At 72.5% G+C, this 26,039-nt stretch carries 25 protein-coding genes and 2 pseudogenes; 9 read left to right on the plus strand and 18 right to left on the minus strand.

Features of this window, described 5'->3' with window-relative positions:
* Positions 1–14: 14 nt before the first annotated feature.
* The 4 genes and pseudogenes from Prum_RS36860 to Prum_RS36875 all read right to left on the minus strand — a co-directional run bounded on the left by Prum_RS36860 (position 15) and on the right by Prum_RS36875 (position 6,666).
* Positions 15–1,691, minus strand: coding sequence for an aminotransferase class V-fold PLP-dependent enzyme (locus Prum_RS36860; protein WP_173081152.1), 1,677 nt, complete (start codon positions 1,689–1,691; stop codon positions 15–17).
* Positions 1,692–1,763: 72 nt separating this feature from the next.
* Positions 1,764–2,444 (minus strand): response regulator, encoded by a 681-nt coding sequence (locus Prum_RS36865; RefSeq protein WP_173081154.1) that lies wholly within the window; start codon positions 2,442–2,444, stop codon positions 1,764–1,766.
* Between the two features lie 110 nt (positions 2,445–2,554).
* Positions 2,555–5,076 (minus strand): annotated as a pseudogene (locus Prum_RS36870) (sensor histidine kinase); the annotation flags it as partial.
* 681 nt (positions 5,077–5,757) lie between these two features.
* Positions 5,758–6,666, minus strand: coding sequence for a LysR family transcriptional regulator (locus Prum_RS36875; RefSeq protein ID WP_173081156.1), 909 nt, complete (start codon positions 6,664–6,666; stop codon positions 5,758–5,760).
* A gap of 72 nt (positions 6,667–6,738) precedes the next feature.
* Between Prum_RS36875 and Prum_RS36880 the strand changes: the two genes are divergently transcribed.
* Genes Prum_RS36880 through Prum_RS36890 form a run of 3 tightly spaced genes read left to right on the plus strand, consistent with a single transcriptional unit; the run spans position 6,739 to position 9,415 of the window.
* Positions 6,739–8,148 carry a hypothetical protein gene (locus Prum_RS36880; protein ID WP_173081158.1) on the plus strand — a complete coding sequence of 470 codons (1,410 nt, stop codon included), beginning with the start codon at positions 6,739–6,741 and terminating at the stop codon, positions 8,146–8,148.
* A gap of 54 nt (positions 8,149–8,202) precedes the next feature.
* Entirely contained in the window at positions 8,203–8,619 is a 417-nt protein-coding gene (locus tag Prum_RS36885) for a hypothetical protein (protein WP_173081160.1), read from the plus strand.
* Between the two features lie 28 nt (positions 8,620–8,647).
* Positions 8,648–9,415: a putative protein N(5)-glutamine methyltransferase gene (locus tag Prum_RS36890; protein WP_173081161.1), complete on the plus strand. Its 768-nt coding sequence runs from the start codon at positions 8,648–8,650 to the stop codon at positions 9,413–9,415.
* On the opposite strand, the gene Prum_RS36895 is transcribed toward Prum_RS36890, so the two are convergent.
* The 4 genes from Prum_RS36895 to Prum_RS36910 all read right to left on the minus strand — a co-directional run bounded on the left by Prum_RS36895 (position 9,384) and on the right by Prum_RS36910 (position 12,579).
* Positions 9,384–10,601, minus strand: a complete 1,218-nt coding sequence (locus Prum_RS36895) for an FAD-dependent oxidoreductase (protein ID WP_173081163.1) — start codon at positions 10,599–10,601, stop codon at positions 9,384–9,386. The two genes, Prum_RS36890 and Prum_RS36895, sit on opposite strands and share 32 nt — an antisense overlap.
* A complete protein-coding gene (locus Prum_RS36900; RefSeq protein ID WP_173081165.1) occupies positions 10,598–11,230 on the minus strand; it encodes a PadR family transcriptional regulator in 633 nt (210 codons plus the stop codon). The genes Prum_RS36895 and Prum_RS36900 overlap by 4 nt, the downstream gene beginning before the upstream one ends.
* 4 nt (positions 11,231–11,234) lie before the next feature.
* Positions 11,235–11,705: a hypothetical protein gene (locus Prum_RS36905; protein ID WP_173081167.1), complete on the minus strand. Its 471-nt coding sequence runs from the start codon at positions 11,703–11,705 to the stop codon at positions 11,235–11,237.
* Positions 11,706–11,958: 253 nt separating this feature from the next.
* Positions 11,959–12,579 (minus strand): TetR/AcrR family transcriptional regulator, encoded by a 621-nt coding sequence (locus Prum_RS36910; RefSeq protein ID WP_218577542.1) that lies wholly within the window; start codon positions 12,577–12,579, stop codon positions 11,959–11,961.
* Positions 12,580–12,656: 77 nt separating this feature from the next.
* Between Prum_RS36910 and Prum_RS36915 the strand changes: the two genes are divergently transcribed.
* From Prum_RS36915 to Prum_RS36925, 3 genes and pseudogenes are all read left to right on the plus strand, one after another.
* Positions 12,657–13,373, plus strand: coding sequence for an SDR family NAD(P)-dependent oxidoreductase (locus Prum_RS36915; protein ID WP_173081169.1), 717 nt, complete (start codon positions 12,657–12,659; stop codon positions 13,371–13,373).
* A 37-nt stretch (positions 13,374–13,410) separates the two neighbouring features.
* A complete protein-coding gene (locus Prum_RS36920; protein ID WP_173081171.1) occupies positions 13,411–13,824 on the plus strand; it encodes a VOC family protein in 414 nt (137 codons plus the stop codon).
* A gap of 85 nt (positions 13,825–13,909) precedes the next feature.
* Positions 13,910–15,393: pseudogene (locus Prum_RS36925) on the plus strand (M20/M25/M40 family metallo-hydrolase).
* Between the two features lie 60 nt (positions 15,394–15,453).
* Here Prum_RS36925 and Prum_RS36930 read toward each other — a convergent pair.
* The gene (locus Prum_RS36930; protein WP_246278339.1) at positions 15,454–15,888 is read right to left on the minus strand and encodes a MarR family winged helix-turn-helix transcriptional regulator; all 435 of its coding nucleotides are present in this window, start codon (positions 15,886–15,888) and stop codon (positions 15,454–15,456) included.
* Between the two features lie 111 nt (positions 15,889–15,999).
* Here Prum_RS36930 and Prum_RS36935 point away from each other — a divergent pair, with 111 nt between their 5' ends.
* The 3 genes from Prum_RS36935 (at position 16,000) to Prum_RS36945 (ending at position 20,038) form a co-directional block, all read left to right on the plus strand.
* Complete coding sequence (locus tag Prum_RS36935) at positions 16,000–17,514, plus strand: LLM class flavin-dependent oxidoreductase (RefSeq protein ID WP_173081173.1); 1,515 nt, start codon at positions 16,000–16,002, stop codon at positions 17,512–17,514.
* Positions 17,515–17,627: 113 nt separating this feature from the next.
* Entirely contained in the window at positions 17,628–17,885 is a 258-nt protein-coding gene (locus Prum_RS36940; protein ID WP_173081175.1) for a hypothetical protein, read from the plus strand.
* A complete protein-coding gene (locus tag Prum_RS36945; protein ID WP_218577543.1) occupies positions 17,831–20,038 on the plus strand; it encodes a glycoside hydrolase family 3 N-terminal domain-containing protein in 2,208 nt (735 codons plus the stop codon). Before Prum_RS36940 ends, Prum_RS36945 begins: the two co-directional genes overlap by 55 nt.
* A 731-nt stretch (positions 20,039–20,769) precedes the next feature.
* Here the strand turns inward: Prum_RS36945 and Prum_RS36950 are convergent.
* From Prum_RS36950 to Prum_RS36985, 9 genes are all read right to left on the minus strand, one after another.
* Positions 20,770–21,507, minus strand: coding sequence for a DUF6390 family protein (locus Prum_RS36950; protein WP_218577544.1), 738 nt, complete (start codon positions 21,505–21,507; stop codon positions 20,770–20,772).
* Positions 21,504–21,758, minus strand: coding sequence for a HypC/HybG/HupF family hydrogenase formation chaperone (locus tag Prum_RS36955; RefSeq protein WP_173081177.1), 255 nt, complete (start codon positions 21,756–21,758; stop codon positions 21,504–21,506). The genes Prum_RS36950 and Prum_RS36955 overlap by 4 nt, the downstream gene beginning before the upstream one ends.
* Before the next feature lie 8 nt (positions 21,759–21,766).
* Positions 21,767–22,105 carry a hydrogenase maturation nickel metallochaperone HypA gene (locus Prum_RS36960; RefSeq protein WP_173081179.1) on the minus strand — a complete coding sequence of 113 codons (339 nt, stop codon included), beginning with the start codon at positions 22,103–22,105 and terminating at the stop codon, positions 21,767–21,769.
* A gap of 14 nt (positions 22,106–22,119) precedes the next feature.
* On the minus strand, positions 22,120–22,224 hold the full coding sequence (locus Prum_RS55415; RefSeq protein ID WP_371871317.1) for a DUF6893 family small protein: 105 nt from the start codon (positions 22,222–22,224) through the stop codon (positions 22,120–22,122).
* Between the two features lie 2 nt (positions 22,225–22,226).
* Positions 22,227–22,592 carry a hydrogenase maturation protease gene (locus tag Prum_RS36965; RefSeq protein ID WP_218577545.1) on the minus strand — a complete coding sequence of 122 codons (366 nt, stop codon included), beginning with the start codon at positions 22,590–22,592 and terminating at the stop codon, positions 22,227–22,229.
* 100 nt (positions 22,593–22,692) lie between these two features.
* Positions 22,693–23,901, minus strand: a complete 1,209-nt coding sequence (locus tag Prum_RS36970; RefSeq protein ID WP_173081181.1) for a hypothetical protein — start codon at positions 23,899–23,901, stop codon at positions 22,693–22,695.
* Positions 23,898–24,539 (minus strand): DUF6084 family protein, encoded by a 642-nt coding sequence (locus Prum_RS36975; protein WP_173081183.1) that lies wholly within the window; start codon positions 24,537–24,539, stop codon positions 23,898–23,900. Before Prum_RS36975 ends, Prum_RS36970 begins: the two co-directional genes overlap by 4 nt.
* Positions 24,539–25,195, minus strand: coding sequence for a DUF5947 family protein (locus Prum_RS36980; RefSeq protein ID WP_173081185.1), 657 nt, complete (start codon positions 25,193–25,195; stop codon positions 24,539–24,541). Before Prum_RS36980 ends, Prum_RS36975 begins: the two co-directional genes overlap by 1 nt.
* On the minus strand, positions 25,192–26,037 hold the full coding sequence (locus Prum_RS36985; RefSeq protein ID WP_173081187.1) for a NifU family protein: 846 nt from the start codon (positions 26,035–26,037) through the stop codon (positions 25,192–25,194). Before Prum_RS36985 ends, Prum_RS36980 begins: the two co-directional genes overlap by 4 nt.
* Positions 26,038–26,039 lie beyond the last annotated feature (2 nt).

Here is a 26,039-nt window from a genome sequence, read left to right on the forward strand (position 1 = left end):
GTTAGGGCCCGAAGTCAATGGGACGCGGTGCGTCCCAGGCACGCCGGGGGCAGGTGGAACCAGCGCAGGGCCTCGAAGTCGCTGTCCAGGCCCGTGGGTCCACTGTCGATCTGCTTGGGGTACGTCGCAAGCAACGCCCTCGCCGTACGCAGGTAGCCCTCCAGCGCCTCCTCGCCGGCGTACGGGCGGCGGCCGGGGCACAGCAGGGTGCCGTCCGGGGCGTACCGCAGGTCGTGCAGGCGCAGCGGCGTGCGGGCCACGCCGTCGCGGTGCCGCCACAGCCCGGTGTGCGGGTCGAAGCGGTAGTCGACGAGCAGGCGGTGGCCGTACCGGGCGATGAGGTCGACCGCGTCGATGAGGTAGTCGGCGACGGTGTCGGAGATGAAGTAGTTGAAGTTGATCCGGGTCCAGCCGGGCTTGATGCCTTCGCAGCCCTGGCCGACCTCCTGGCGGAAGGCGAACGAGTGGGCCATGTCGATGGCGAGCAGGCGGTGGCCGTACGGGCCGGCGCAGGAGCAGCCGCCGCGGGCCTGGATGCCGAACAGGTCGTTGAGGACCGCGACGACGAAGTTGTGGTGCAGATAGCGTTCGCCGCGCCGGATCCGCAGCGACACAATGGACAGTCGCCGGGCGTCGGGGTTGCCGAGCAGGTCGATGTGCGGGTTGCCGGACCAGCGGTGCAGCGCCCGCTTCCACAGGCGTTCCTCGTTGGCCTGGATGGCCTCGGCGCCGACGGACTCCTTCAGGGCGAAGACCAGCCCGGCCCGGATCGACTCCACAATGGCCGGGGTGCCGCCCTCCTCGCGGGCGACCGGGTCGTCGAGGTAGCGGTGGTAGGCGGGGTCGACGAACGCGACCGTGCCGCCGCCGGGCACGGTCGGCACCGCGTTGCGGACCAACTCCCGGCGTACCACCAGGACGCCCGGGGTCTGCGGGCCGCCGATGAACTTGTGCGGGGACAGGAAGATGGCGTCCTTGTGGTCGCGCGCGCCAGGCGCCGACTCGCGTACCCGGATCTGGACGTAGGGGCCGGCGGCGGCGTAGTCCCAGAAGGACAGCGCGCCGTGCGCGTGCAGCAGGGCGGCGATGGTGTCCGCGTCGGACAGGATGCCGGTGACGTTGGAGGCGGCGGAGAAGCTGCCGATCCGCAGCGGGCGGTCGGCGTGCCGCTGGAGCTGGGCGGCGAGCTCGGCCAGGTCGATGTGGCCGTCCCGGTCGGCGCCGATGGGCACCACGTCCGCGTAGGTCTCCCGCCAGGGCAGCTCGTTGGAGTGGTGCTCGTACGGCCCGACGAAAACCACGGGGCGCGGCCCGGACGGGGCAGCGCCGCGCAGTTCCATGATGCCGATCAGCTTGTTGACCGCGGTGGTGGCCCCCGAGCCGCAGAAGATCACCAGATGGTCGTCGGCGCCGCCCACGGCGTCGTGGATGATCTCGCGGGCGTCCTCGCGCAGCCGGCCGGTGGCCAGCCCGGTGCCGGAGCTCTCGGTGTGGGTGTTGGCGTACCGGGGGAGCACCTGGGTGCGGATGGCGTCCTCGATGAAGTCCAGCGACCGGCCGGACGCGGTGTAGTCGGCGTACGTGATGCGGCGCGGCCCGTACGGCCCGTCGAGCACCTCGCCCTCGCCGATGATGCCGGCCCGGATCCGTTCCAGCAGCGCTGCCCTTGGTGGTGCGATCACCCCCGTCATAGTTTGAGAGTGCGCCACTATGCGGGACGCCGCCAGGACCTTTCGGCCATCTGGAAGATCAGGAACCGGACACTAGGCGCGCAACCGGTAGCCCATGCCCGGCTCGGTGAGCAGGTGCTGCGGGTGGCCGGGGTCGTCTTCGAGCTTGCGGCGCAGCTGGGCCATGTACTGCCGCAGGTAGTGGGTCTCGGTCCGGTACGTGGGGCCCCACACCTGCTCCAGGAGCTGCCGCTGGCTGACCAGCTTGCCGGGGTTGTTGGCCAGGATCTCGATCAGGTGCCACTCGGTCGGGGTGAGGCGTACCGGGGTGCCGTCGGCGTCGGACACGAGCCGGTCGGCGAGGTTGATGGTGTGCCGGCCGATGCGCAGGGCCGGCTGGCCGGCGGGGGTGCCGGCGACCCGGCGGGTGGCGGCGCGGATGCGGGCGAGCAGCTCGTCGACGCCGAACGGCTTGGTGACGTAGTCGTCGGCGCCGGCGTCGAGGGCGGCGACCTTGTCCGCGCTGCCGGCCCGGCCGGACAGCACGATGATCGGCGCGGTGCTCCAGCCGCGCAGGCCGCGGATGACGTCGACGCCGTCCATGTCCGGCAGGCCGAGGTCCAGGACGACCAGGTCGGGATGCCGGCTCGCGGCGGCGTGCAGGGCGCTGGCCCCGTCGGGCGCGGTGTCCACGTCGTACCGGCGGGCGCGCAGGTTGATGCGGAGCGCGCGGAGGATCTGCGGCTCGTCGTCCACCACCAGGATGCGGGTCATTCACTCTCCTCATGGGTACGCGGCCGGCGCCGGAACTGGTGCACGATCGCCTCGTCGGCGGCGCGTACCGCGGCGGCGCCGGCGTCGTCGGGCACGGTGTCGCGGGCCTCGGCCGACGGCAGGGTCAGGATCATCGTCAGGCCGCCGCCCGGGGTGTTGTCGGGGGTGAGGCCGCCGCCCATGGCCTCGGCGAGCCCGCGGGACAGCGCCAGGCCGAGCCCGACGCCGGAGTGGTTGTCCCGGTCGCCGAGCCGCTGGAACGGCAGGAACATCTGGTCCCGTTCCGTCTCCGGGATGCCCGGCCCGTGGTCGATGACGCGCAGTTCCACCTGGCCCTCGTGCTCGCTGGCGGTGACGATCGGCGGCCGCTCCCGAGGGCTGAACCGCAGGGCGTTGCCGATGACGTTGACCAGGACGCGTTCCAGCAGGGCCGGGTCGGCGTACACGGCGGGCAGCTCGGCCGGGATCCGCACGCCGACCACGCGGGCGTGCGGGCCCAACTCATCCAGCGCCCGGGGCACGGCGTCCTCCAGGCCGATCTCGGCCAGCGCCAGCCCGAGCGCCCCGGCCTGCAGGCGGCTCATGTCGAGGAGGTTGTCGACCAGCCGGGCCAGCTTGTCCAGCGACTCGTCGGCGGTGGCGAGCAGCTCGTCCCGGTCGTCGTCGGAGAACTCCACGTCCTCGCTGCGCAGGCTGGTCACCGCCGCCTTGGCGGACGCGAGCGGGGTACGCAGATCATGGCTGACCGCGGCGAGCAGCGCGGTGCGCATCTTGTCCGCCTCGGCGAGCGGCTTGGCGGTGGCGGCCTCCTCGGCGAGGCGTTCCTGCCGCAGCGCGAGCGCGGCCTGCGCGGCGAACGCCTCCACCACGCGCCGGTCCTCGGCGGCCAGCGTGTGTCCACGAAGGACCAGCGAGAGCGTGTCGTCGACCGGCACGTCCGCGTCGGCGTCCGCGGGCGCGCGGCACGGCGAGCCGCCCACCTGGGCCACCACCTGCCAGGCGCCCGGATCCCGTTGCAGTTCCGGGCCGGGCGGGGTGTCCGGCAGCCGTTCCAGCAGGGCCACCGACACCAGGCCGAACGTCTCGCGCAGCCGTTCCAGCAAAGCGGTCAGCGGCCGATGGCCGCGCAGCACGCTGCCCGCGACGGTCGCGAGGGTCTGGGCGTCCGCGCTGGCACGAGCTGCTTCCCGGGTACGCCGTGCCGCCGCGTCGACGACCGCGCTGACCGCCGCGGCGACGACCAGAAAGACGATGAGGGAGAGCAGGTTCTCCGTCTCGGCGATGGTGAACCGGTGAATCGGCGCGGTAAAAAAATAGTTGAGCAGCAGGAAGCCGGCGACGGCCGCGAAGAGGGCCGGCCACATGCCGCCGGCGAGCGCGACGCCGATGACCGCGGCTAGGAAGAGCAGGATGTCGCTGGCCAGCGACAGGTCGTCGCCGACGAGGTGGAGCGCGACCGTCAGCACCGGCAGCCCGAGCGCGGCCAGGAGGAAGCCGACGAGCCGGCGGCGCCGGGACAGCGCGCCGCCGAGCGCGATCTGCAGCCGCCCGCGCCCGATCTCGTCATGGGTGACCAGGTGTACGTCGATCGGCCCGGACAGCGCGGTCGTGGTCACGCCGACGCCCGGCGCGAAGATCTGGGCGAACCGGCCGCGCCGGCTGGCCCCGAGCACGAGCTGGGTGGCGTTGACGCCGCTGGCGAAGTCGAGCAGCGCGCGCGGGATATCGGATCCAACAACCTGGTGGTAGCTGCCGCCGAGGCTCTCCACCAGGACCCGCTGCCGGGCCAGCAGCGCCGGGTCCGCGCCGGCGAGCCCGTCGGACCGAGCCACGTGTACGGCCAGCAGGTCCGCACCCTTGCCACGCGCGGCGATCCGGGCGGCCCGCCGGACCAGCGTCTCACCCTCCGGCCCCCGGTCAGCGCGACGACGACGCGCTCGCGGGCCTCCCAGGTCGTGCCGATCTTGTTGTCCGCGCGGTACCGGTCGAGCTGCTCGTCCACCTTGTCGGCCAGCCACAGCAGGGCCAGCTCGCGCAGCGCGGTGAGGTTGCCGACCCGGAAGTAGTTGCCCATCGCGGCGTCGATCTTGTCAAGCTTGTACACGTTGCCGTGCACCATCCGCCGGCGCAGCGCCTCCGGCGTCATGTCGACCAGCTCGACCTGCTCGGCCAGCCGGACCACGTCGTCCGGCACCGTCTCGTGCTGGACCACGCCGGTGATCTGCTCGACCACGTCGTTGAGCGACTCCAGATGCTGGATGTTCACCGTGGACAGCACGGTGACGCCGGCCTCCAGCAACTCCTGGACATCCTGCCACCGCTTGCCGTTCCGCGAACCCGGCACGTTCGTGTGGGCCAGCTCGTCGACGACGACCACCTCGGGCTGGCGGTCCAGGATCGCGTCGACGTCCATCTCCTCGAACGTCGTCCCCCGGTACCCCATCGCCTTGCGCGGCACCACCTCCAGGTCGCCAACCATGTCAGCGGTGTGCTCGCGGCCGTGCGTCTCCACGTACCCGATCACCACGTCCGTGCCCCGCCCCTTGCGACGATGGGCCTCCTCGAGCATGGTGAAGGTCTTGCCCACCCCGGGCGCAGCACCGAGATAGACGCGTAGCTGACCACGTGCCATGCATCGATCTTCCCGCGCCACGGCCCGAAGTCGACGCGCCGCGCGAATACCTACAACTTCTTGACGCCCCGCACCCCGGCCCTCCCGCGCCCTGCGGTGCCCGCGCCCGCGCCCGTGCCGCGCCCGCGCCCTGCGGCGCCCGCGCCCTGCGGCGCCCGCGCCCTGCGGCGCCCGCGCCCTGCGGCGCCCGCGCCCTGCGGCGCCCGCGCCCTGCGGCGCCCGCGCCCTGCGGCGCCCGCGCCCGCGCCGCGCCCGCGCCGCGCCCGCGCCCGCGCCGCGCCCGCGCCGGTCCGCGTCGATCAAGGATTCCTGCGTCGATCAAGGGCATATGGCCGTGCTTTGATCTCTAATCCGCGACCGTTTGCCCTTGATCGACGGGAAAGTCCTTGATCGGCGCAGGCCGCGTCGGATGGGCGTGGGCCGGGCGGGCGTGGGCCGGGCGGGCGTGGGCCGGGCGGGCGCGAGGCGGGCGGGCGTGAGGCGGGCGTGGGGGCGGGCCTCGCTCGCGTCCCCGCGCGGCGCGTCGATCAAGGATTCCTGCGTCGATCAAGGGCATATGGTCGTGGTTTGGAGATCGAAGCACGGCCGTATGCCCTTGATCGGCGGGGAAGTCCTTGATCGACGCAGCCGCGTCGGGTGGGCTGGCGTGGGGCGGGCCGGCAGGGTCGGGTGGGTGGGCGATTACCGACCGGTACGCGTGGTGGCTAGGTAGGTCTCGACGGCCTGGCGCACGGCGGCCTGGAACGCCGCGATCGCCGGATGCGTGCCGGCGCCCCGGCGGTGGGTGACTGATACCCGGGCCGTGACCGCCAGCGGGGTCAGGACGACGCCGGCGGGCAGGTGCGTGGCGCCCAGCCCGGGCAGCAGCGCCTGACCCTGGCCGGCCGCGACGAGCGCGAGCGCGGTGGGGAAGTCGTCGGTCTGGTGCCGGATCCGGGGCTGGAAGCCGGCCGCCTCGCAGATCCGGCGCGCGGCGAGCCCGCATAGATTGTGTTCCTTACCCAGGATCCAATCTCCAGTGCGAAAGGATCCGACCGGGTCGGCGGGGTCGGCCGGCGCCCGGCTGGACGCGAGGAGCATCGCCTCGGTCAGCACGACGGTCGACTCCACGGCCGGGTGCTCGGGGACCGGCACGAGGTCGTAGTCGTGGGTCAGCGCCGCGTCGAGCCCTCCGGCGCGCAGCGCCTCGACGGCGTGCGCCGGGTCGTGCTCTTCGACCATGAGCTCCAGGCCGGGATGGTCGCGGCCGAGCGCGACCAGCGCCGCCGGCAGCAACGCCCGCGCGGCCGAGGGGAACGCCCCGAGCCGCAGCGTCCCGGTCAGCCCGTGCCGCGCCGCGGCCAGCGCGGCCTCGGCGCCCTCCAGCCCGGCCAGCACCCGCTCGGCGTGCTCGACGAGGACCCGCCCGGCCGCGGTGAGCCGCACCCGCCGCCCGGTGCGCTCCAGCAGCGGTACGCCGGCCTCCCGCTCCAGGACGGACAGGTGTTGCGAGACCGCCGAGGGTGTGTACGCGAGCGCCTGGGCGACGGCGGCGATGGTGCCGCGGTAGGCGAGCTCGCGCAACAGGCGTAGACGGTGCACGTCGAGCATCAGCTCAGCTTACGCTAAGCCTCACAAACGTGAACTGGACCTGATGCTCGACTGGCGCGCACACTCGGCGGTATGGACGAGATGGTGGTCAAGAGCCGGGAAGATCTGCTGGCCGCGACGGGTGCGCGCCGGATCGTCGTACGCGGCGACATCGGCGGCCTGCCGGCGCTGACGCTCGCGCCCGGGCAGCGGCTGGCCGGCGAGGGCAGGGTGCTCGCGTTCGCGCCCGGCGTGGACGGGATCCGGCTGACCCGCGACAACGAGGTGTCCGGCCTGCGGATCGAGGTCGAGCCGGGACGCCGGGCGATCCACAACGACACCGGCGTGGACGACCTCGGCACGCTGCGGTTGGCCGGTGTCACCGCGGTCGGGCAGGTGCGGATCGTCGCCGAGGACCGGGTGCGGCGCGGGCACGTCGAGGTGGACGGCCTCGACGTCGTCGCCGCGGACACCCGCGACGCGGCCGCGCGGCCGGCGCTGCTCGGCGTCGGCGTGCTTCCCGGCGCGTTCACGCTGTGGAACAGGCAGGACGACCCCGCCGCGCTGCTCACCGCCGAGCTGCGCGGCGTCCGGGCCGGCACCACCGGCGCACCGGTACGCGGCAGCGGCGTCTTCGTCTTCGGCGCCGGTCCGGACGGCGGGCGGGTCGAGGTGGGCGCACTGGTCACCGGGCCGGTCTTCACCGACGGCGGCATCCCGGAGGGGACCGCGGACACGATCAGCGGCGGCGTGTTCGTCGGGTACGGCGTGCACGCCCGCGAAGTGCTCGCCGCCGGCCCGGTCACCACGTACGGGGTCAACGACATGGTGCTGGACAACTGGGGCGAGGTCGACCGGTGGACCGCCGAGGCGCCGCTGACGTCGTACGGGCGCAGCGGCGTGGGCATGGTCAACTTTGGCTCGATTACCGCATTAAGGATCCAATCTCCAATAGAAACGCACGGGGTGGGCGCCCGCGGCTTCAACGTGTACCGCCTCGACGGGTTCACCGGGCCGACGGTCGGGGAGGCCGAGTTCGACCGGATCACCACGTACGGCGACGCCGCGATCGGGATCCAGATAGGACAGCCGGTCGGCCGGATCACCATCCACAATGGAATCAAAACGGCCGGGGGAGCCGGCGACTCGCTGGTGCGCGGCGCCATCGTACGGCTGTCGGCGCACGCCCTCAGCGTCCAGCCGGGCGGCCGGGTCGGCGCCGTCGAGGTGGGCGGCGAGCTGGCTACCTCGGGCGATGAGGTGGCGGCGGTGGACGTACACGGAGAGGTGGCCGGGATGCGCGTTGCCGGCGGGATCCGGTCCGCCGGTGTGGCCGCGGACGCCGTGTTTGTGGGCGGCGGCACCCTTGTCTTGCGGGACACCGAGGTGCGGGCGGCCGACGGCACGGCGGTCCGGGTGACCGGCGGCGGGGGAGCGGAGTTGCGCAACGTGCACGCCTCCGGTGGACGCGGCGACGTGGTGGTCGCGGCGGTGCGACGATAGCGGGAGGGGGCACCGCTCCCTGATCAACACCAGGCGGATCGAGGGGGGTCTGCCATGAGACCAAAGACCGACAACGCGGCGAACGGGCGCTTGTTGGACGACTTCGATGTCACCGCGGACCTGGGGTTCCCGCAGTACCAGTGGACGCACGTCAGCACGTCGGCGACGCTCGGCCTGATCACCGGCATTCTCGCCCTCGTCGCGTCGCTGACCGGGCTGCTCGCCCCGCAGGGCGCCGCCCTCGGCGTGGTGAGCGTGGTGATCTGCCTGGTCGGCCTGCGTGCGGTCGACAAGCCGTACGTCACCGGGCACGGCCTGGTGGTGCTCGGCCTGCTCGCCGCCGTCGCCGCCATCGTGATCGGGCTGGTGGCGATGACCGGCGAGTTCACCTGGCCGAACAGCGGCACGAACGAGGTCGATCGGGTGCACGACTGGCTCGACGAAAAGTGGTCGTGGTTGGCGCGGTGGTAGCGGTAGCGTTGCCGCCGTATCCGACTCAATGATCATCACCAGGCTGCGGGCGGCCGGTTGCGTCTTCGCCGAGGACGAGGCACGGCTGCTCGCCGGCTCCGCGCGTACGCCGGACGAGCTCGACGCCATGGTCGAGCGGCGGGTGGCCGGACTCCCGCTGGAGCAGGTCCTGGGCTGGGCCGAGTTCTGCGGGCTGCGGATCGAGCTGGAGCGCGGGGTCTTCGTCCCCCGCCGGCGCACCGAGTTTCTGGTCCGGCAGGCCGCCGCCGTCAGCCGCCCGGGAGCCGTCGTGGTCGACCTGTGCTGCGGATCCGGCGCGATCGGCGCCGCGCTGGCCGCGGCGGTCGGGCGGATCGAGCTGTACGCCGCCGACGTCGACCCGGTCGCGGTGCGGTGCGCCCGCCGCAACGTGGCCGCGGCCGGTGGCCGGGTGTACGCCGGCGACCTCGACGAGCCGCTGCCCACCGCCCTGCTCGGCCGCGTCGACGTCCTGGTCGCCAACGTGCCCTACGTGCCCACCGAGGAGGTCGGGCTGATGCCGCCGGAGGCCCGGGACCACGAGCCCCGGGTGGCGCTGGACGGCGGCGCCGACGGGCTCGACGTCGCACGCCGGGTGGTGGCCGCGGCGCCGCGCTGGCTGGCGCCGGGCGGCCACCTTTTCTTCGAGACGAGCGAACGCCAGGCGCCGCGGGCCATCGAGGCGGTCGCCGCCGCCGGGCTCACCGCCCGGGCGGCCAGCTCGGCGGAGCTGGCCGCGACGGTGGTCATCGGGCGGGCACCGGCGCCGGGCCGCTGACCGGCGCGTCCCAGTCGATGCGGTAGCCGAACTGCCACGCCAACTTCTCCGGCTTGGCGAGCGAACGCATGATGGCCGGCAGGAACAGGTCGCGCAGCACCCGGGCGACCGGACCGGCGGCCTTGTTGCTGTTGGTACGGGCCGCGTTCGCGATGATCTTCTCGACCCGTTCCCGGCGCAGCCCCTCGTACGCGGCGAACGCCCGCGCGTGCGGCAGGTCGCGCAGGCAGCGGGCGAGCTGCACGGCGCTCTCGATGGCCAGCGAGGCGCCCTGGCCGGAGCTGGGCGACGTCGCGTGGGCCGCGTCGCCGATCAGCACCACGCGCCCCTTGCTCCAGGTCGGCACCGTGGGGATGTCTTCCATCGGGCCGATGACCATGAGGTCGTCGGGGATGGTGCGGTCCAGCAGCGTCGCCGCCGGGCCGCGGTCGTCGGTGACCGCGTCGCGCAGCGTGTGCAGCCACCGCTCGGCCGGCACCGTCCGGGTATCGGCCAGCGTCATCGGCTCCGGACGCGGCAGGTTGATGAACCATCCGCCGCTGCCGTCGTCGTTGACCTGGTAGCCGAAGAACAGCCGTTTGCCGAAGACCATGTGCATCTTGCCGCCGGTGGAGGCGAGCCCGGTCGCGTCCAGCCGACCGCCGAAGTTGAGCAGGCCGGCGTACCGGGGAGCGGGCGCGGCGGGGTCGATCAACGACCGGGTGGCGGACCGGATGCCGTCGGCGCCGACCAGGACGTCGGCCTCGGCCGTGCTGCCGTCCGCGAAGTGCGCGGTCACGCCATCGGCGGCGTCGGCGAGGCCGACCAGCCGCTTGCCGTGCTCGGTGCGGATGCCCCGGCGGGCGGCCTCGTCGTACAGCGCCCGGTACAGCTCGGGGCGCCACACGAACTGCATGGTGGGCAGGTCGGGTGGGTTGGCCAGCTCGGCGAGGCACTTGCCGGTCCAGCTTTGCAGCACGATCGCGGTCATCGGGATCCCGATGCGGCGTACGGCCTCGTCCGCGTCGAGGATGCCGAGCGCGTTCAGCCCGTTGGGCGCGATGCTCAGCCCGGCGCCGACGCCGTCGGCCAGACCGTCGTACGCCTCGTACACGGTGGCCTGGATGCCGGCCTTCTGCAGGGCCATCGCGGCCACCGGGCCGGCGATCCCGCCGCCGATGACAAGTGCGGTGCGGGTGTACGTCATGACTGTTGCCCTTCTGCGTAGGTGGTCGGGTCGGGCTCGCCGTGGAACTCGGCCCACATGCGACCCCAGCCGGATGTTGGATCCGTAATCCGATCTATGAACTGCTGGACAAAGGACACTTCGGCCTCCAGCAGGGCCAGCCGGTACTCCTCCTCGACGAGGAACAGCCCGGGTACGCCGCCCGCGAGCGCGCCGTCGACGATGGCGCGGATCTCGGTCCGCTGCTGTGCGAGCAGGTCTAGCCGGTGGCGCAGCAGCGGCAGCACCACGCTGGGCGGTAACGCCGCGACCAGCGACAGCGCGGCCACGAAGTGCGGGTACTCGTGCTGCGGCTCGCCGAGCAGTTCGCACAGCCAGTCCTTCAGCTCGGCGCGGCCCGCGTCGGTGAGCGCGTACACGGTGCGCTCGGGGAGCTGGCCCTGCCGGTTGGTCTCCACCTCGGTGACGAACCCGGCCTTGGCCAGTTGCCCGACGACCATGTAGAGCGAGCCGTGGTTGAACTTGATGCTGCGGGCGTCGCCGTTGTCCTTCAGGGTGCGGCCCAACTCGTACGGATGCATGGGCCGCTGGGTCAGGTAGGACAGGACGGCCAGCGCCAGCAGGTTGCCGACCTTGCGCTTCTTCGCCATCGGGTCAGGCGCTCCGGGTGGGGTCGTCGACGGTCGGGAACCCGCCCTCCCGGTGCGCCCGGCGCAGGTCGTCCAGGTACGCGCGGGAGAACATCGCCGACAGGATGGCGACGCCGCCGCGGTGGACCCGTACCTCGGCGCGCCGCATCCGGCCGGTGAGCACGATGCGCCGGCCGCCGGGCGTACCCGGGCCCTGGCCGTCCTTGACCTTTCCGCGGCCGACCCGGTGCAGGTCCCAGTCGTCGATCACGGCGTCGTCGGCGACCAGCAGCTTGAGCACGGCCCGGTCCAGGTCGACGTCGATGCGGATCTCGCCGTCCGGGATCCGCGGGGAGCGCAGGTCGAGCACGGCGAACCCGTGGTGGGAGCGCACCTCGAACTCGCGTGCGGTGGTCCAGTGACCGAGCCGCTTGGTGACGGTGTGGTGTGCCGGAACCCGAACGGCCCCAGCATCGGTGGCTATAGCAGTAGTCATGCTCCGAGTATCCAGCCCTGACTAGTCAGAGTCAACTACTTTCGCGTGACTAGCGCCTCGTGGCCTCCGCGCGGGGCCGGGCGTCCGCGGTGTGGGTCAAGGACTTGTGCGTCGATCAAGGACTTTCCCGCCGATCAAGGGCAAAGGGTCGCGGATTGGAGATCAAACCACGGCCGTTCGCCCTTGATCGACGCAGAAGTCCTTGATCGACGCGCCGCGCGCTGAGCGCGGGCGCGGTGGTGGGGAAGTGTCCCTAGCGGTCGCGGAGCAGTTGAACGGCCTGCTCGGGGCGCAGTGGTGGCTCGGGGAGCGGGTGGGCGGCGCCGGCGCGCAGGCCGTCCAGGATGAGCGCGAGGTGCCGGCGCCAGGCGTTCGGGCTGATCTGGCTGGTGGCCTCGATGGTCCGGGTGATGGCCCAGGTCACGAACATCATGTCTTCGAGTACGAAGTCGGCGCGCAGGGCGCCGCTGTCCTGGGCGCGGGCGATGAGCTGGGTCATGAGCGTGTGGCCGCGTGGCGGGGTGGCGACCTGCGGCACCCGCCGGGCGGCGAGGTCGTTGTAGCCGCGGTCCGCGGCCTGCAGGCGGCAGATCTGCTCCACGAGGTGCGCGAACCCGGCCCAGGGGTCGGGCATCGCCAGCGCGTGCTCGGTGATCCGGACGACGGTCTCCTCGCGGTCGGCGAACACGGCCGCGACCAGTTCGGCCCGGTTGGGGAAGCGGTTGTAGAGCGTGCCGATGCTCACCCCGGCCCGGCGGGCCACCTCGTCGAGGGCGACGTCGAGGCCGCGTTCGGCGAACACCTCGCGGGCGGCGGCGACGAGCCGCTCGCGGTTGCGCTGTGCGTCGCGGCGCAGCGGTGCCGTCCTGTCCACGCGCCCACTCTACCGAAGTTGACGATGCCCTCATGTTGAGGCTAAGTTGAGGACATCTTCAACTTAGGGAGACCTTGGTGATTGCTGTACTTGGGGTCGGGCCCGGTCTGGGCCTGTCGATCGCCCGGCGCTTCGGCCGGGAGGGCCACGCCGTGGCGCTGGTGTCCCGGTCGGACGCGCGCCACGCGGCGTACCGCGCCGAGCTGGCGGACGCCGGCATCGAGTCCCGCGCGTACACCGCTGACCTCACCGACCCGGTCGCGCAGCGCGCCGTCGTCGCGCGCATCGCCGACGACCACGGCGGGATCGACACCGTCTACTTCGGACCCGCCGCGGCCGGCGCCCGCGGCATCACGCCACTGGCTGCCGCGGACCCCGAGGACGTACGCGAACCGCTGGAGAACATCCTGCTGCCCGCGGTGCACCTCGTGTCGGCCGTCCTGCCGGCGATGCTGGACCGGGGCGCCGGGACGCTGCTGTTCGCCGGTGGCCTCAGTGGACTGCGCCCGATGCCGATGCTGGGCAACCTCGCGCCGGCGTCGGCGGCGCTGCGGATGTACGCGCTCACGCTGCATGCGACGGTGGCGGACCGCGGCGTCTACGTCGGCGCGCTGACGGTCGGCGGCCTGATCACGGGCGGCGACATCCACCGGACGGTCACCGAGCAGGGCCACCGGATGCCGACGCTGGACCCGGACGCGATCGCGGAGACCGCCTGGCGGATGGCGGCGGAGCGCACCCGGCCGGAGGAGGTCTTCGACGCATTCGCCTCCGCCACGGCGGTAGCGGGCTAGCCTGCGAGGGAGCATCCGGTACGACTAGGGGGTAACGGTGACTTCTCGTCTCAACCCGTACATCAGCTTCGACGGCCAGGCGCGCCAAGCCCTGGAGTTCTACCAGGGCGTCTTCGGCGGCGACCTCCGGCTGCACACGTTCGGCGAATACGGTGCGCCCGAATCGGTGGACCCGAACAAGATCATGCACGGCCAGTTGGAAGCCGACAACGGCTTCACGCTCATGGGCGCCGACACTCCACCCGGGACGGAGCACGAGCCGGGCAACAACATCTCGATCAGCCTCAGCGGAGACGACGCCGACCTGCTGCGCGGCTACTGGGCGAAGCTCTCCGGCGGCGGCACGGTCACCGTACCCCTGGAAAAGCAGATGTGGGGCGACGAGTTCGGGATGTGCATGGATCGTTTCGGCATCGCCTGGATGGTCAACATCGGACAGCCGCCGGCCTGACCGGCTATTCACATCGGTCTCTGCGCCGCATATCCTGCGGGCTGCCGGTCACCCCCGGCAGTCCCCTTTTCACTAGGAGTGCGCGATGAGACCCTCGTCGATCCTGCGCGGGATGTTGGCCGTGCCGCTGCTCGCGGCCGCGGTCGCGGTGCCCGTACCCGCGTCGGCCGCGGTGCTGGCAGCACCCGACATTTCGCTGACCAACACGAAGGCGCATCTGCAACAGTTCCAGAACATCGCGACCGCCAACGGCGGCACCCGTCGGTCGACCACCGCCGGCTACACCGCCTCGGTGACCTACGTGTTCGACCGGCTGGCCGCCGCCGGGTACAGCGTGGTCCGGCAGAACTGCACCTCCGGCTGCACCGCTGGCGCGGGCCCGAACGTGATCGCCGACTGGCCCGGCGGCGACCCGAACAGCGTGTACATGTTCGGTGCCCACCTGGACGGCGTGACCGCCGGTCCGGGCATCAACGACAACGCGTCCGGCTCGTCGACGCTGCTGGAGATCGCCCTGACGCTGGCGGCCACCAACCCGACCCTGGCCAGCCACGTCCGGTTCGCCTTCTGGACCGACGAGGAGCAGGGCCTGAACGGGTCCGAGTTCTACGCCAACACGCTGCCGACCGCCGAGCGGGCGAAGATCAAGGCGTACTTCAACTTCGACATGGTCGCCTCCACCAACGGCGGCTACTTCATCAACCGGATCACCTCGGCTCCCGGGCTGGTGCTCAAGGCGTACTACGACTCGATCGGCGTGCAGACCGAGGAGAACACCGAGGGCGCCGGCCGCTCCGACGACGCGTCCTTCAACACCATCGGCGTACAGACCTCGGGGGTCGCCGCGGGCGCCTCGCGGGTGAAGACCGCCGCCCAGGTGACCAAGTGGGGCGGCACGCAGAGCGCGTTCGACCCTGCTACCACCAGGCGTGCGACCGGTACCCGACCAACATCTCCGACACGGTGCTGGACCGGTCCGGCGACGCCGCCGCGTACGCGCTGTGGACCCTCGCCACGGGCACCCTGCCGACCACGGTGTGGTCGGACACCTTCGAGACCGCCACCGGGTGGACCACCAACCCGAACGGCACCGACACCGCCACCACCGGCGTGTGGGAGCGCGGCGACCCGGAGGCCACCACCTCCAGCGGCGCCAAGCAACTGGGTACGACCGTGTCCGGCACCAACGACCTGGTGACCGGCCGGCTCGCCGGCGCGGCCGCGGGCGACCACGACATCGACGGCGGCACCACGAGTGTCCGCTCGCCGGCGATCGCGCTCCCGGCCACCGGCACGCTGAACCTGTCGCTGTCCTGGTACCTCGCCCATGGCAGCAACGCGTCCTCGGCCGACTTCTTCCGCGTCTCGATCGTCCACAACGCAGGGACGACGGCGCTGTTCACCCAGGCCGGCGCCGCGAGCAACCGCAACGGCGCCTGGGCCACCGGCTCCTGGAACGTCACCGCGTACGCCGGGCAGTCGGTGCGGATCCTGGTCGAAGCGGCCGACGCGTCGACCGCGAGCCTGGTGGAGGCCGGCGTAGACGACGCCCGCATCACCAGCCAGTAGGTGTGTTAGGAAGGGCACCTTGCTATGCAAAAAGCGATAGCAAGGTGCCCTTCCTTGCACTCACAGGGTGCGGAGCTCCTCCACGATCGCGCAGGCGTCAGCCACGGGGTCGAGCGAGTTGGCGTGGGTGGCCAGGCGGCACAGCAGGGACTTGAAGGTGGCCCGGTCCGGCTCGGGCAGGCCGGCGAGCAGGTGCGCCTCGGCGTGCGCGAGCCGGGCGTCCAGGTCGTCGAGCAGCTTCTGGCCGTGCGCCGTGGCCACCACATGCCGGGTACGCCGGTCGCCCGGCGCCGGCTGGCGCTCCACCAGGCCGGCCCGCTCCAGGTCGTCGAGCAGGTACGTCATCACGGTGCGGTCGATCCCGAGCTGCTTGCCGAGCGCGGACTGGCTGCCCGGCGCCGAGCGCGCCGCCGCGGTCAGCACCTGGTAGCCGCGGTGGCCGCCGGGCAGGCCCTCCGTCACCGCGCTCGCGGACCGCAGGTAGGCGCGGAACACCACCCCAGCGTCCAGCCCAGGTCGTCCTGCAAGGTCATGCCCACCATCGTACGGTGAGATAAGCGGCACAACCGATAGTCTGTGGCACAGAACATCTGTAGAAATGAAGGCATGCCCGACTACGGTCACGACCTTCGATTCGGCACCTTCGTCCCGCCCGCCGCCGATACCGCGGACGAGGCGCTCCGGCTGGCCCGGCTGACCGACGACCTGGGACTCGACCTGGTCAGCGTGCAGGACCACCCGTACAACGGCGGGTTTCTCGACGCGTGGACGCTGCTGTCGTTCATCGCCGCCCAGACCACCGGCGTGAGCGTGTTCCCCAACGTCGCCAACCTGCCGCTGCGCCCGCCCGCGATGCTCGCGCGGGCCGCGGCCAGCCTGGACGTGCTCAGCGGCGGCCGGGTCGAGTTGGGCCTGGGCGCGGGCGCGTTCTGGGACGGGATCGCCGCGATGGGCGGCCCGCGCCGCACCGCGGGCGAGTCGGTCGCCGCGCTGGAGGAGGCGATCGCGGTGATCCGGGCACTGTGGACAACCGGCCGTGGGGCGCGGGCCGAGGGGGAGCACTACGGGCTCGCCGGGGCGCGTCCCGGGCCGGTCGCCGCGCACCCCATCGGCATCTGGCTCGGCGCGTACAAGAAGCGGATGCTCCAGCTCACCGGGCGGGCCGCGGACGGCTGGCTGCCGAGCGCGCCGTACCTGCCACCCGAGCAGTTGGCCGAGGCCAACAAGATCATCGACGACGCGGCGGCCGCCGCCGGACGGGAGCCCGCCGCGGTCCGCCGGCTCTACAACATCGCGGGTACGTTCGCCGGCAGCGGCCAGGCGTTCCTGCAGGGCCCGCCCAAGATCTGGGTCGAGCAGCTGGCCGAGCTGGCGGTGAGTGAGGGCATCAGCGGGTTCGTGCTGATGGTCGACGCGGGCGGCGATGACGACCTGCGCCGGTTCGCGGCGGACGTCGTACCCGCGGTGAAAGAACTGGTTGCCGCGGAGCGTGCGGGGTCCGCGCGGCCCGCGCGCCCCGCGGAGCCTGGTGGCCTGGGTGTGACGCCCACGCCCGACGACGGCCTCCGCCGCTCCGCGGTGCGGCTGTGGGACGAGGCGGCGCGCCCATCCGGGCCCGCGCCCGACCCGGACGTCCGCTACAGCGCCGCCGGGCGGGCCAACGGCCAGCACCTCATCGAGGTGCACGACCACTTGCGCCAGGAGCTGGCCCAGCTCCATGACCTGGTACGCCAGGTGGCGGCGGGCGCGGTCGACGCCGGCCGGGTGCGTTCGATGATCAATACGATGGCCCTGCGGCAGAACAACTGGACGCTGGGCACGTTCTGCGAGACCTACTGCCGGTTGGTCACCACGCACCACACGCTGGAGGACCGGAGCATGTTTCCGCAGCTGCGCCGGGCCGACCCGCGGCTGGCCCCGGTGATCGACCGGCTGGAGGCGGAGCACCACGTCATCGCGGACGTGCTCGAACGCCTCGACGCCGCGCTCGTCGCCCTGGTCAGCGAGCCGGCCGGGATCGTCCGCGTGCGGGAGGAGCTGGATCTGCTCACCGACACCCTGCTGTCGCACCTGTCGTACGAGGAGCGGGAACTGGTCGAGCCGCTCGCGCGGCTCACTTGACCAACTCGGGGCGGCACGCATAGATTCGAGTCACTGCGGGATTCCGGGCATCCGCGCCGGTCGACCATGACCGGCGCACTGTGCCTCATGTGATGCCCAAAAGGAGTCCCTGCATGCCCCCATCGACCGACGAGGGCGACACCACCCCGCACGCCCCGGTCAGTCACCGGCTCGTCCTGCGCCTCGACCGGCACGGCCGTACGATGATCATCGCCGCGATCATCAGCGTCGTCCTGGTCGCCGGCACGTTCGTCGCCTCGGCGCTCGACATGATCGGTCCGGCCCAGCGCGCGGGGCGCAGGAGGCCGCCGCGGCCGTGCTGCCGTACCAGGATCCGGCCCAGCCGACGCTCAACCGGGTCGGCGACCTGATGTCCCGGATGTCGCTGGACGAGAAGATCGGGCAGCTGGTCCAGGTCGATCGCGCCGCGCTGACCGCGCCGGAGGACATCGCCACGTACCGGCTGGGCTCGGTCCTGTCCGGCGGCGGCTCCGCGCCGGCCGACAACAGCCCCAACGGCTGGGCCGAGATGTACGACGGCTACCAGCGCGCCGCCCAGAACACCCCGCTCGGGATTCCGATCATCTACGGCGTCGACGCCGTGCACGGGCACAACACCGTACGCGGGGCGACGATCTTCCCGCACAACATCGGGCTCGGCGCCACCCGCGACCCCGCCCTGGTCCAGCGGATCGGCCGGGCCACCGCCGAGGAGGTCGCCGGGACCGGTCCTAAATGGACCTTCGCGCCGTGCCTGTGCGTCGCCCGCAACGACCGCTGGGGGCGCACCTACGAGTCGTACGGCGAGCTGCCCGAGATCCCCGCGTCGATGACGTCGATCGTCGGCGGGCTACAGGGCGCCAGCCTCGCCGAGCCGTCCTCGATCCTCGCCACCGCCAAGCACTACGTCGGCGACGGCGGCACCACCGGTGGCGACGACCAGGGCAACACCCAGCTCTCCGAGGCCGACCTGCGCGCGATCCACCTGCCGCCGTTCCAGGCGGCCGTCGCGCAGGGCGTCGGCTCCGTGATGATCTCGTTCAGCAGCTGGAACGGCCAGAAGCTGCACGGGCACCGGCAGCTCATCACCGACCTGCTCAAGGGCGAGCTGCACTTCAGCGGCTTCGTGGTCACGGACTGGGCCGGCATCGACCAGATCGACGGCGCGCGCGGCTTCACCGGCAACGAGATCGCCACTGCCATCAACGCCGGCGTCGACATGGTCATGGTGCCCACCGACTACCGGCAGTTCCTGACCCTGCTGCGCGCCGAGGTGCAGGCCGGCCGGATCAGCGCGGAACGCATCGACGACGCGAACCGCCGCATCCTCGCCAAGAAGTTCGAGCTGGGCCTGTTCGAGCGGCGCTTCACCGACCGCGCGCTGACCTCCACAGTGGGCAGTCAGCCGCACCGCGAGCTGGCCCGGGACGCCGTCCGCCGCTCGCAGGTGCTGCTGAAGAACGCCAACAACGCGCTGCCGCTGGCCAAGACCGGCGGAAAGATCTTCGTCGCCGGCAAGAGCGCCGACGACATCGGCAACCAGTCCGGCGGCTGGACCATCTCGTGGCAGGGCGCCAGCGGCAACACCACCCCGGGCACCACGATCCTGCAAGGCATCCGGAACGCCGTCGGGTCCGGCGCCACCGTGACGTACAACCGGGACGGCGCCGGCATCGACCGCTCCTACCGCGCCGCGATCGCGGTGGTGGGGGAGACGCCGTACGCCGAGGGCCGCGGCGACCGTACCGGCTCGATGGGTCTGGACAACGCCGACCTGCGGACGCTCTCCCGGCTGCGGGCCACCGGCGTACCGGTGATCGTGGTGCTGGTGTCCGGGCGGCCGCTGGACATCGCCACCCAACTCGGCGGGTGGGCCGCGCTGGTGGCGGCGTGGCTGCCCGGCACCGAGGGCCAGGGCGTCGCCGATGTGCTGTTCGGCGACTACAACCCGACCGGCAAGCTGCCCGTGACGTGGATGGCCAACGCGTCCCAGCAGCCCATCAACGTCGGCGACGGCAAGCCGGCCCTCTTCCCGTACGGCTTCGGGCTCAGCTACCCGGGCGGCCCCACGCCGTCCCCGTCGCCGTCCGTGTCCCCGCCGTCCCCGCCCCGGCCCACGCCGAGCGCCTCACCGGCACGGCGCCCGACGCCCACCCCCACGCGCAGCCCGTCCGCCGCACCGACCCCGTCGCCGACGGCCTCCGCGGTCGCCGCCTCCTGCACGGTGCGGTACGCCGTGACCAGCGAGTGGCCGACCGGCTTCGTGACCGACATCCGCATCACCGCGGGCAGCGCCGCCATCGACGGCTGGACGCTGCGGTTCACGTTCCCCGGCGGCCAGACGGTCACCAACGCCTGGAACGCGACCGTGACGCAGAGCGGCGACCAGGTGTCCGCGACCAACCTGGACTGGAACGCCATCATCGCGGCCGGCGAAAGCACCTCATTCGGCTTCCAAGCCGAAGGCCCCACCGGCTCCCCCCGCACCGCCACCATAAACACCACCCCCTGCACGTTGACCTGACCCCCTTCCCTCTCGCCCTCCTCCTCGCCGTCCTCCTCGCCGTCCTCTTCTCGCCGTCCTCTTCGCGTCGATCAAGGGCGAATGGTCGTGGTTTGATCTCCAATCCGCGACCGTTTGCCCTTGATCGACGCGGAAATCCTTGATCGGTGCGCGCGGTGGGGCGTTCGGTGTGGGCGCGCGACGTCGGTACTCGGCGTCGCGTCCGGCCTGTCGCGTCCGGCCCCAAGAGGGGACCCCTGTTGGGCATCGCGCCGTGAGTGGGGCTCCCCTATGCCTTCCCAGGCGTGCATAGGGGAGCCCCACTCACGCGGCAACCCCCAACCAGGGCGCCCTCGGGCCGCGACGCGGAGCAGCGCCAGGTGGCCAATATCTATGTGCGCGCGATTGGTGACCTCTCTTCGAGTGGGCAAAGGCGGCATATCGCCCCCTTGTCGACCAGCGCATGGGGGATCATTCGACACCAGTGCGGTGATCATGGAGTTGTCGTCGGAGGAAGCGCTCTCCGCCCCCGCTAAGTTCATGATCACCGCGCGGGGCGGGCCACCGGTACGGGCGGATGCCCTGGGCCGCTTCGAGAGGAGCTGGTCGGCGACCACCGCTGGGAGCGCTCGTGGCCGCCGTCCGGTGCTGGGCCGATCAAGGGATGTTGCGTCGATCAAGGGCGAATGGTCGTGGTTTGGAGATCGAAGCACGACCATTTGCCCTTGATCGACGGCGTAGAGGGGCGGGGGTTAGGTCAACGCGGCTAGTGGGGCGGAGTGGTTGATCATGTGGACGTGGCGGGCGGAGTACGCGTGCAGGGCGCGTAGCTGCCGGCTGGTGAGCCGGTCGCAGACCCAGTTCCAGTGCAGCGACACCCAGTCGCCCGGCTGCAGTGGCGTGTCGACCGCGATGTCGGCGGTTTCCGGCTCGGGTGGGCCGAGCGACAGCGTACGGCCGTCCCACAGCAGGGGGCGCGACCGCACGGTGACCTGGGCGCCGTGGACGTCGGTGACCTGGCCCCATCGGATGCGGCAGCGGTCGAGCACGGTCAGCGCCCGGTCGGCCTTGCGGTCGTCGCCGAGCAGCCCGACCCAGGGGTAGACGCCGAACACGTGGAAGCTGTGGTGCGGCACGCCACCGGCGAGCAGGCCCTCGGCCAGCCGGCCGAACCGGTTGCCGATCCGCGGCCGGAACCGGTCTTCCAGGGTGTTGGCCAGGAACCCCAGCGGCAGCGCGTCGAGCAGGCCGTTTCCGACCCAGTATGCCTCGACCACGCGGCGGTCGAGCGGGTCGGCGATCCCCACGCCGTGCGCGATCATCTCCAGGTACGGCCAGGCGCCGGAGAACGCCTGCGCGAGGCGTACGAGGCCGCCGTCGACCACGCCGGCCTCGGCGTACTGCCGGAACCCGGTGCTGTCCGCCGGTCCGCAGAAACCCATCGAGTTCGGCGGGTACGCGTACCGGACGAACATCAGGGCACCGTTCACGTCGGCTCCCAGTCGGAAAGCGCCGTCCGCTCGGCGCTGAGCGCGTCGATCGCGTCGATCGCCTCCTGCTCGGTCATCTTCTGCAGGGCGAACCCCATGTGTACGAGGATCCAGTCGCCCACCCGCACGCTTTCGCCCTCGTCGAGCAGGCCGACGTTGATGTTGCGTGTGGCGCCCACCATGTCGACGGAGGCCAGGTCGGGGTGGTCGACGCCGACGCTCAGCACGCGGGCCGGAATGCCCAGACACATACGCGACCTCACCCGGCCCGGTACTCGATGGATTCGAGGACCAGTTCGTCGCCGCCGGTGAGGCGTACCCGGTCGCTGCCGCACGATGGGCACACCGCGAGCAGGTCGACCGTGTCGGCCTCGGCGCCGCAGGTTTCGCACCGGAGCCGGGCCGGCACCGTGACCAGGTCGACGGTCGCCGAGGCGGCCTCGGTGCCGGCGGCGACGAGCGCGAACGCCTGGCTCATCGACTCGGGCACGATCGCGTGCCGGACGCCGGCGCGGAGCCTGATCCGCCGTACCGGCCGGCCGGCGGCGCGGCGCAGCACGGTCTCCACCACGCCCTCACACAGCCCGATCTCGTGCACGCGTGCCGCCTCCCTCACATGGCCCGGATCTCGAGGTATCGCTTGATGTCCGGAATGGACTGCACCAGGACCGCGAGAACCGCCGCGACCAGGGCCAATTTCACCAGCTTGCCCAGCATCGTCACCCTCCCTTCAGGATGTCCTCGACCAGTCGCACCGCCCGCGGTACGGCGGCCCGCACCGGCTCCGACAGGTCCATGCCGGCGTCCAGGTCGGCCGGTTCGCAGGCCACGACGAGCGTCCGTGACGGGCTGCCGCCGAGCCGGGTGAGCAGGTCGAACACCTGGCGCGGGGCCATCCCGTGCGGGTCGAGCGGCGGCCGGCCCGGCTCGGCCGCGGGGGCGGCGACCGCGTCGAGTTCGAGCACGCTGACGGTGCCCGGCGGCACGCCGCGCTGGGCGGTGTCGACGAGCACCAGCAGGTCGCACCCGTCCAGCAGGTCGTACGCCAGATGGACGCCGCGGATGCCGACGTCGATGACCTCCACGCCGGACGGGAGGGGCGCCCGGCGAGCGCGCGGACCACCTCGACGCCGAACCCGTCGTCGCCGAGGAAGATGTTCCCGACGCCGGCGACCACGGTCCTGTTCATGCCGGCTCGACCTCGTCCGGTGCGAAGTAGAGGAACCGCCCGTGGCCGCGCATCACGTCGGCGCCCGGGTCGTCGGTGAGCGTCACCGCGAGGTACGGCCGGTCGTCGACGTCGAACAGCACGTCCTCGACCAGCGCGGTGCGCCCGACGAGGAACATGTCCTGCGCGTCGGCGCGCCGGGTGCCCGGGCGCAGCACGACGGTGGCGCCGCGCGCCACCCGGCGACCGTCCACAGTGACCGCGAGAGGCGCGGCCTCGCGCAGCGTGCCATGCAGTCGCGCGAGTGTCGGCCCGTCGAGCGCATCCGCCCGATCGAGTACGGCGGCAGCGCGCGGATCGGTGGCCCGGGCCTCCCGTTTTTCGGCGTCGGTGAGGGCGCGCGTGCGCAGCAGCAGGATCTCGTCGATCTCGGTGGCGTCGTAGAGGTCGGCCGGGCTCTCCGGGGCGACTTCGGGGTGGTCGTACAGGATGATCGGCGCGGCGAGCATGACGTCGGCGCGGCCGGGCGGCCCGGCGAGGACCGGCCACAGCCCGGAGCTGCCGCAGCCGGCGACCGCCTCGGCTGCCCACTGTGGAGGGTCCACCATGGATACGAAGGCACCGCCCTCGATGGCGAGGATCAGGTGGGCGGCCACCAGCGCGGCGGGCAGCGCGTCGGTGCGCGCGCCGGCCGGCGTACCCGAATCGGTGTGGTTGTCGACGCGGGCCCGCAGCCGGACGGCGCGCGGCGTGCCCGGCAGGTCTTCCGCGGTGAGCGTGAGTGTCGCGGACAGCGGCAGCCGCTCGCGGACGACCTCGGCGACCACCGCGCCGTTGTCGTAGCGCGTCTCCCGCTCGACGCCGCCGGGTATGCGCACGTCGTGTCGCGGACGGGCGCGGTCGAGCAGGTACGTCAGCTCGTGCTCGACCGCCTCGTCCCACTCGGTCACCGGGATGGCGCCGGCGCGCACAGCGTGCACCGAGCGCCGCTGCACCTGGAGGAACCGCAGCGCGACCCGCACGGTGAACGCGTTCGCGACCGCCGCGACGACCTCGGCCCGGGCGCCGGACGTCTCCGACGGGTCGGCGGCCGCGAAGTCGGGCGGCATGAGCACGCCGAACTGCCACCGGCTCCGGTTCTTCTGCGCCGAGGCCCGGTAGGGGTAGAGCACGTACCCCTCGTAGAGGACGGTGTCCGCCACCGCGCGCGCGACGTCGATGCTCATGGCCGGGGCACTTCCGGCTCGGCGAGCAGGGCCCGCAGCGTACTGTCCCATGTGGGCAGCGCGTTGCGGGACTTGTAGCTCGCCAGCGCGTCCAATGTGGAGCGGTCGCACCGGATCCAGCCGCTGTTGGGAAAGTGGTAGTCGACCATCTCCCGCCAGGTGGCCACCGGCAGCCGGTACGCGGACTCGTGGCTCCACGGGACCTGCTCGACGGCGAACCCGTACGGGGTCTTGACGAAGATGGTGCCGCTGAACAGGAGCAGCAGCGGCACCGTGCCGTCGTCGAGCGAGGAGAAGTAGCGGGTGGCCGCGACCTCCAGGTCGTACGTGCACGGCACGGGCAGGTCGACGTCGGCGGCCCCGGTGAACCTCGGCACCATCACGGCGAGCGTGGTCAGCTGCAGCGGCTTGAGCGTGTCCGCCCACCGCGAGGTGTCGCCGAACAGGTCGTGCAGGCGCGCGGCCTCCTCCGCGGTGTACCGGCGGCGGTGCGGCTCGATGCGGATCTGGCAGCGCAGCGCGATCGCGTGCACGTCGGCGCCGGAGGTCTCGGCGATGCGCAGCGCGAGGGTGAGCGTGGGCGTCACGGCGTACCGCTCGGCGCGCGCGCCGACGCAGTCGAAGACGAGGTCGGTCATCATGCCCGCCCGGGGAGCGGGGTGCTGAGCGCGCGCAGGTCGTCCCGGAAGTCGGCCAGGATCCTGCGTACCTCGTCGCCGCCGTCGAAGCCGGTCCAGCGCATGCGGAGCTGCCCGATGAGCCCGTAGCAGGCGTCGATCGGGATGAGGTGCGCCTCGATCGCGTCGGGGCGGCGGTCGACGAACACCGCCTCCACGTCCGGCTCCAGCGCGGCCAGCAGCGGGTGGTCGGCGGCCAGCCGGTCCCACGCGGCGAGGTCGAGCTCGCACTCGGTCGCCCCGCCGGGGCTCGGATAGCAGCCGACGATCCGGTCCAGCACCGAGTTCCGGAAGAAGAACGCCATCGCGACCGGCACGCCCAGCTCGTCGTACTCGGCGAGGGTCAGCGGCGTGGCCGGGTCGTGGTGGATCCGGCGCGGCACCGCGCGGCGCCGCCCGTGGCCGGCGCCGTCGGCGGTGAAGAGCAGGTAGCAGCCGGGGCAGACGCAGGACAGCGAACGCCTTTGCGGCTCCGCGACGTGGCCGTGGTCGGGCGGCAGGCTCGCGCCGCACATCTCGCAGCTTTCCGCGGTCTCGTCGCGCCGGCGCCGGCCGATCCGCGGCAGGTCGGCCGGTGCCGCCTGCGGCCGGGCGAAGCGGCGCAGCCCGGCCGTCACCGGGACGCTCCGGCGGCGATGCGGACGCCGGCGTCGTCGGCGAGCAGCGGCAGCGGGGTCAGGTGCCGGCCGGGGTCGTCGAGCCCGGCGCCGGCCCGGCGCACGTCGTACCGGGCGCCACAGGCTGGGCAGGCCAGCGCCGGGCCGTCGAGGGCGCCGCCGGCCAGGGCGGAGCCGCACGCCGGGCAGGCTTCGCGGTACGCGTAGCAGACGCCGTCGAGGCTCAGCACCAGCACGGGTACGCCGTCGACGTCGACCGAGCGGGGCCCGTCGCCGAGCTGGCCGGCGGGGACGCGTACCCAGCCGGGCTCCGGCTCACCGGGCGGGCGGCGGCCGATCTGCAGCAGCTTCGGCCCGGGCGGCTCGGCCACCAGCCCCTCGACGTGCAGGCCGGTCGTGTCCGGCGCGGCGTCCTCGATGGCCCGCTCGATCGCCAGCCGGACCGTGACCGTCGAGGATGGACAGCCGTGGCAGGTGCCCTCCAGCCGCAGCCGCACCACGCCGTCGCCGTCGATGCCGAGGAACTCGACGCCGCCGGCGTGCGAGCCGAGGTAGGGCCGCACCTTGTCCAGGGCGCGCCGGACCCGGGTGCCGGTGTCCAGCGGATGCAGGTCGTGGACGATCAGCAGGCTCTCCACGAGGTCGTCGGCGAGCATCTTGTCGAGGGTGTCCTGGCCGACCACGCCGACGATCCGGCGCAGCGCCGCGCCGTACAGCTGGACGACGGAGCCGACCAGCTCGTCGGCCACCGCGGCCGGGTCGGCGGACCCGCCGGCCCGCAGCTCGCCGAGGAGCTGCTCGACGCGCAGGCCGACGGCCCGTACGTCCTGTCCATCGGACATGT

It is taken from the genome of Phytohabitans rumicis (assembly GCF_011764445.1).
Taxonomy (GTDB): Bacteria; Actinomycetota; Actinomycetes; order Mycobacteriales; family Micromonosporaceae; genus Phytohabitans; species Phytohabitans rumicis.

Excerpts from the sequence above, each read along its gene's own strand:
- Prum_RS36860 (WP_173081152.1), bottom strand. The coding sequence starts at position 1,691 with ATGACGGGGGTGATCGCACCACCAAGGGCAGCGCTGCTGGAACGGATC.
- Prum_RS36865 (WP_173081154.1), bottom strand. The coding sequence starts at position 2,444 with ATGACCCGCATCCTGGTGGTGGACGACGAGCCGCAGATCCTCCGCGCG.
- Prum_RS36875 (WP_173081156.1), bottom strand. The coding sequence starts at position 6,666 with ATGCTCGACGTGCACCGTCTACGCCTGTTGCGCGAGCTCGCCTACCGC.
- Prum_RS36880 (WP_173081158.1), top strand. The coding sequence starts at position 6,739 with ATGGACGAGATGGTGGTCAAGAGCCGGGAAGATCTGCTGGCCGCGACG.
- Prum_RS36885 (WP_173081160.1), top strand. The coding sequence starts at position 8,203 with ATGAGACCAAAGACCGACAACGCGGCGAACGGGCGCTTGTTGGACGAC.
- Prum_RS36890 (WP_173081161.1), top strand. The coding sequence starts at position 8,648 with ATGATCATCACCAGGCTGCGGGCGGCCGGTTGCGTCTTCGCCGAGGAC.
- Prum_RS36895 (WP_173081163.1), bottom strand. The coding sequence starts at position 10,601 with ATGACGTACACCCGCACCGCACTTGTCATCGGCGGCGGGATCGCCGGC.
- Prum_RS36900 (WP_173081165.1), bottom strand. The coding sequence starts at position 11,230 with ATGGCGAAGAAGCGCAAGGTCGGCAACCTGCTGGCGCTGGCCGTCCTG.
- Prum_RS36905 (WP_173081167.1), bottom strand. The coding sequence starts at position 11,705 with ATGACTACTGCTATAGCCACCGATGCTGGGGCCGTTCGGGTTCCGGCA.
- Prum_RS36935 (WP_173081173.1), top strand. The coding sequence starts at position 16,000 with ATGCCCGACTACGGTCACGACCTTCGATTCGGCACCTTCGTCCCGCCC.
- Prum_RS36940 (WP_173081175.1), top strand. The coding sequence starts at position 17,628 with ATGCCCCCATCGACCGACGAGGGCGACACCACCCCGCACGCCCCGGTC.
- Prum_RS36955 (WP_173081177.1), bottom strand. The coding sequence starts at position 21,758 with ATGTGTCTGGGCATTCCGGCCCGCGTGCTGAGCGTCGGCGTCGACCAC.
- Prum_RS55415 (WP_371871317.1), bottom strand. The coding sequence starts at position 22,224 with ATGCTGGGCAAGCTGGTGAAATTGGCCCTGGTCGCGGCGGTTCTCGCG.
- Prum_RS36970 (WP_173081181.1), bottom strand. The coding sequence starts at position 23,901 with ATGAGCATCGACGTCGCGCGCGCGGTGGCGGACACCGTCCTCTACGAG.
- Prum_RS36975 (WP_173081183.1), bottom strand. The coding sequence starts at position 24,539 with ATGACCGACCTCGTCTTCGACTGCGTCGGCGCGCGCGCCGAGCGGTAC.
- Prum_RS36985 (WP_173081187.1), bottom strand. The coding sequence starts at position 26,037 with ATGTCCGATGGACAGGACGTACGGGCCGTCGGCCTGCGCGTCGAGCAG.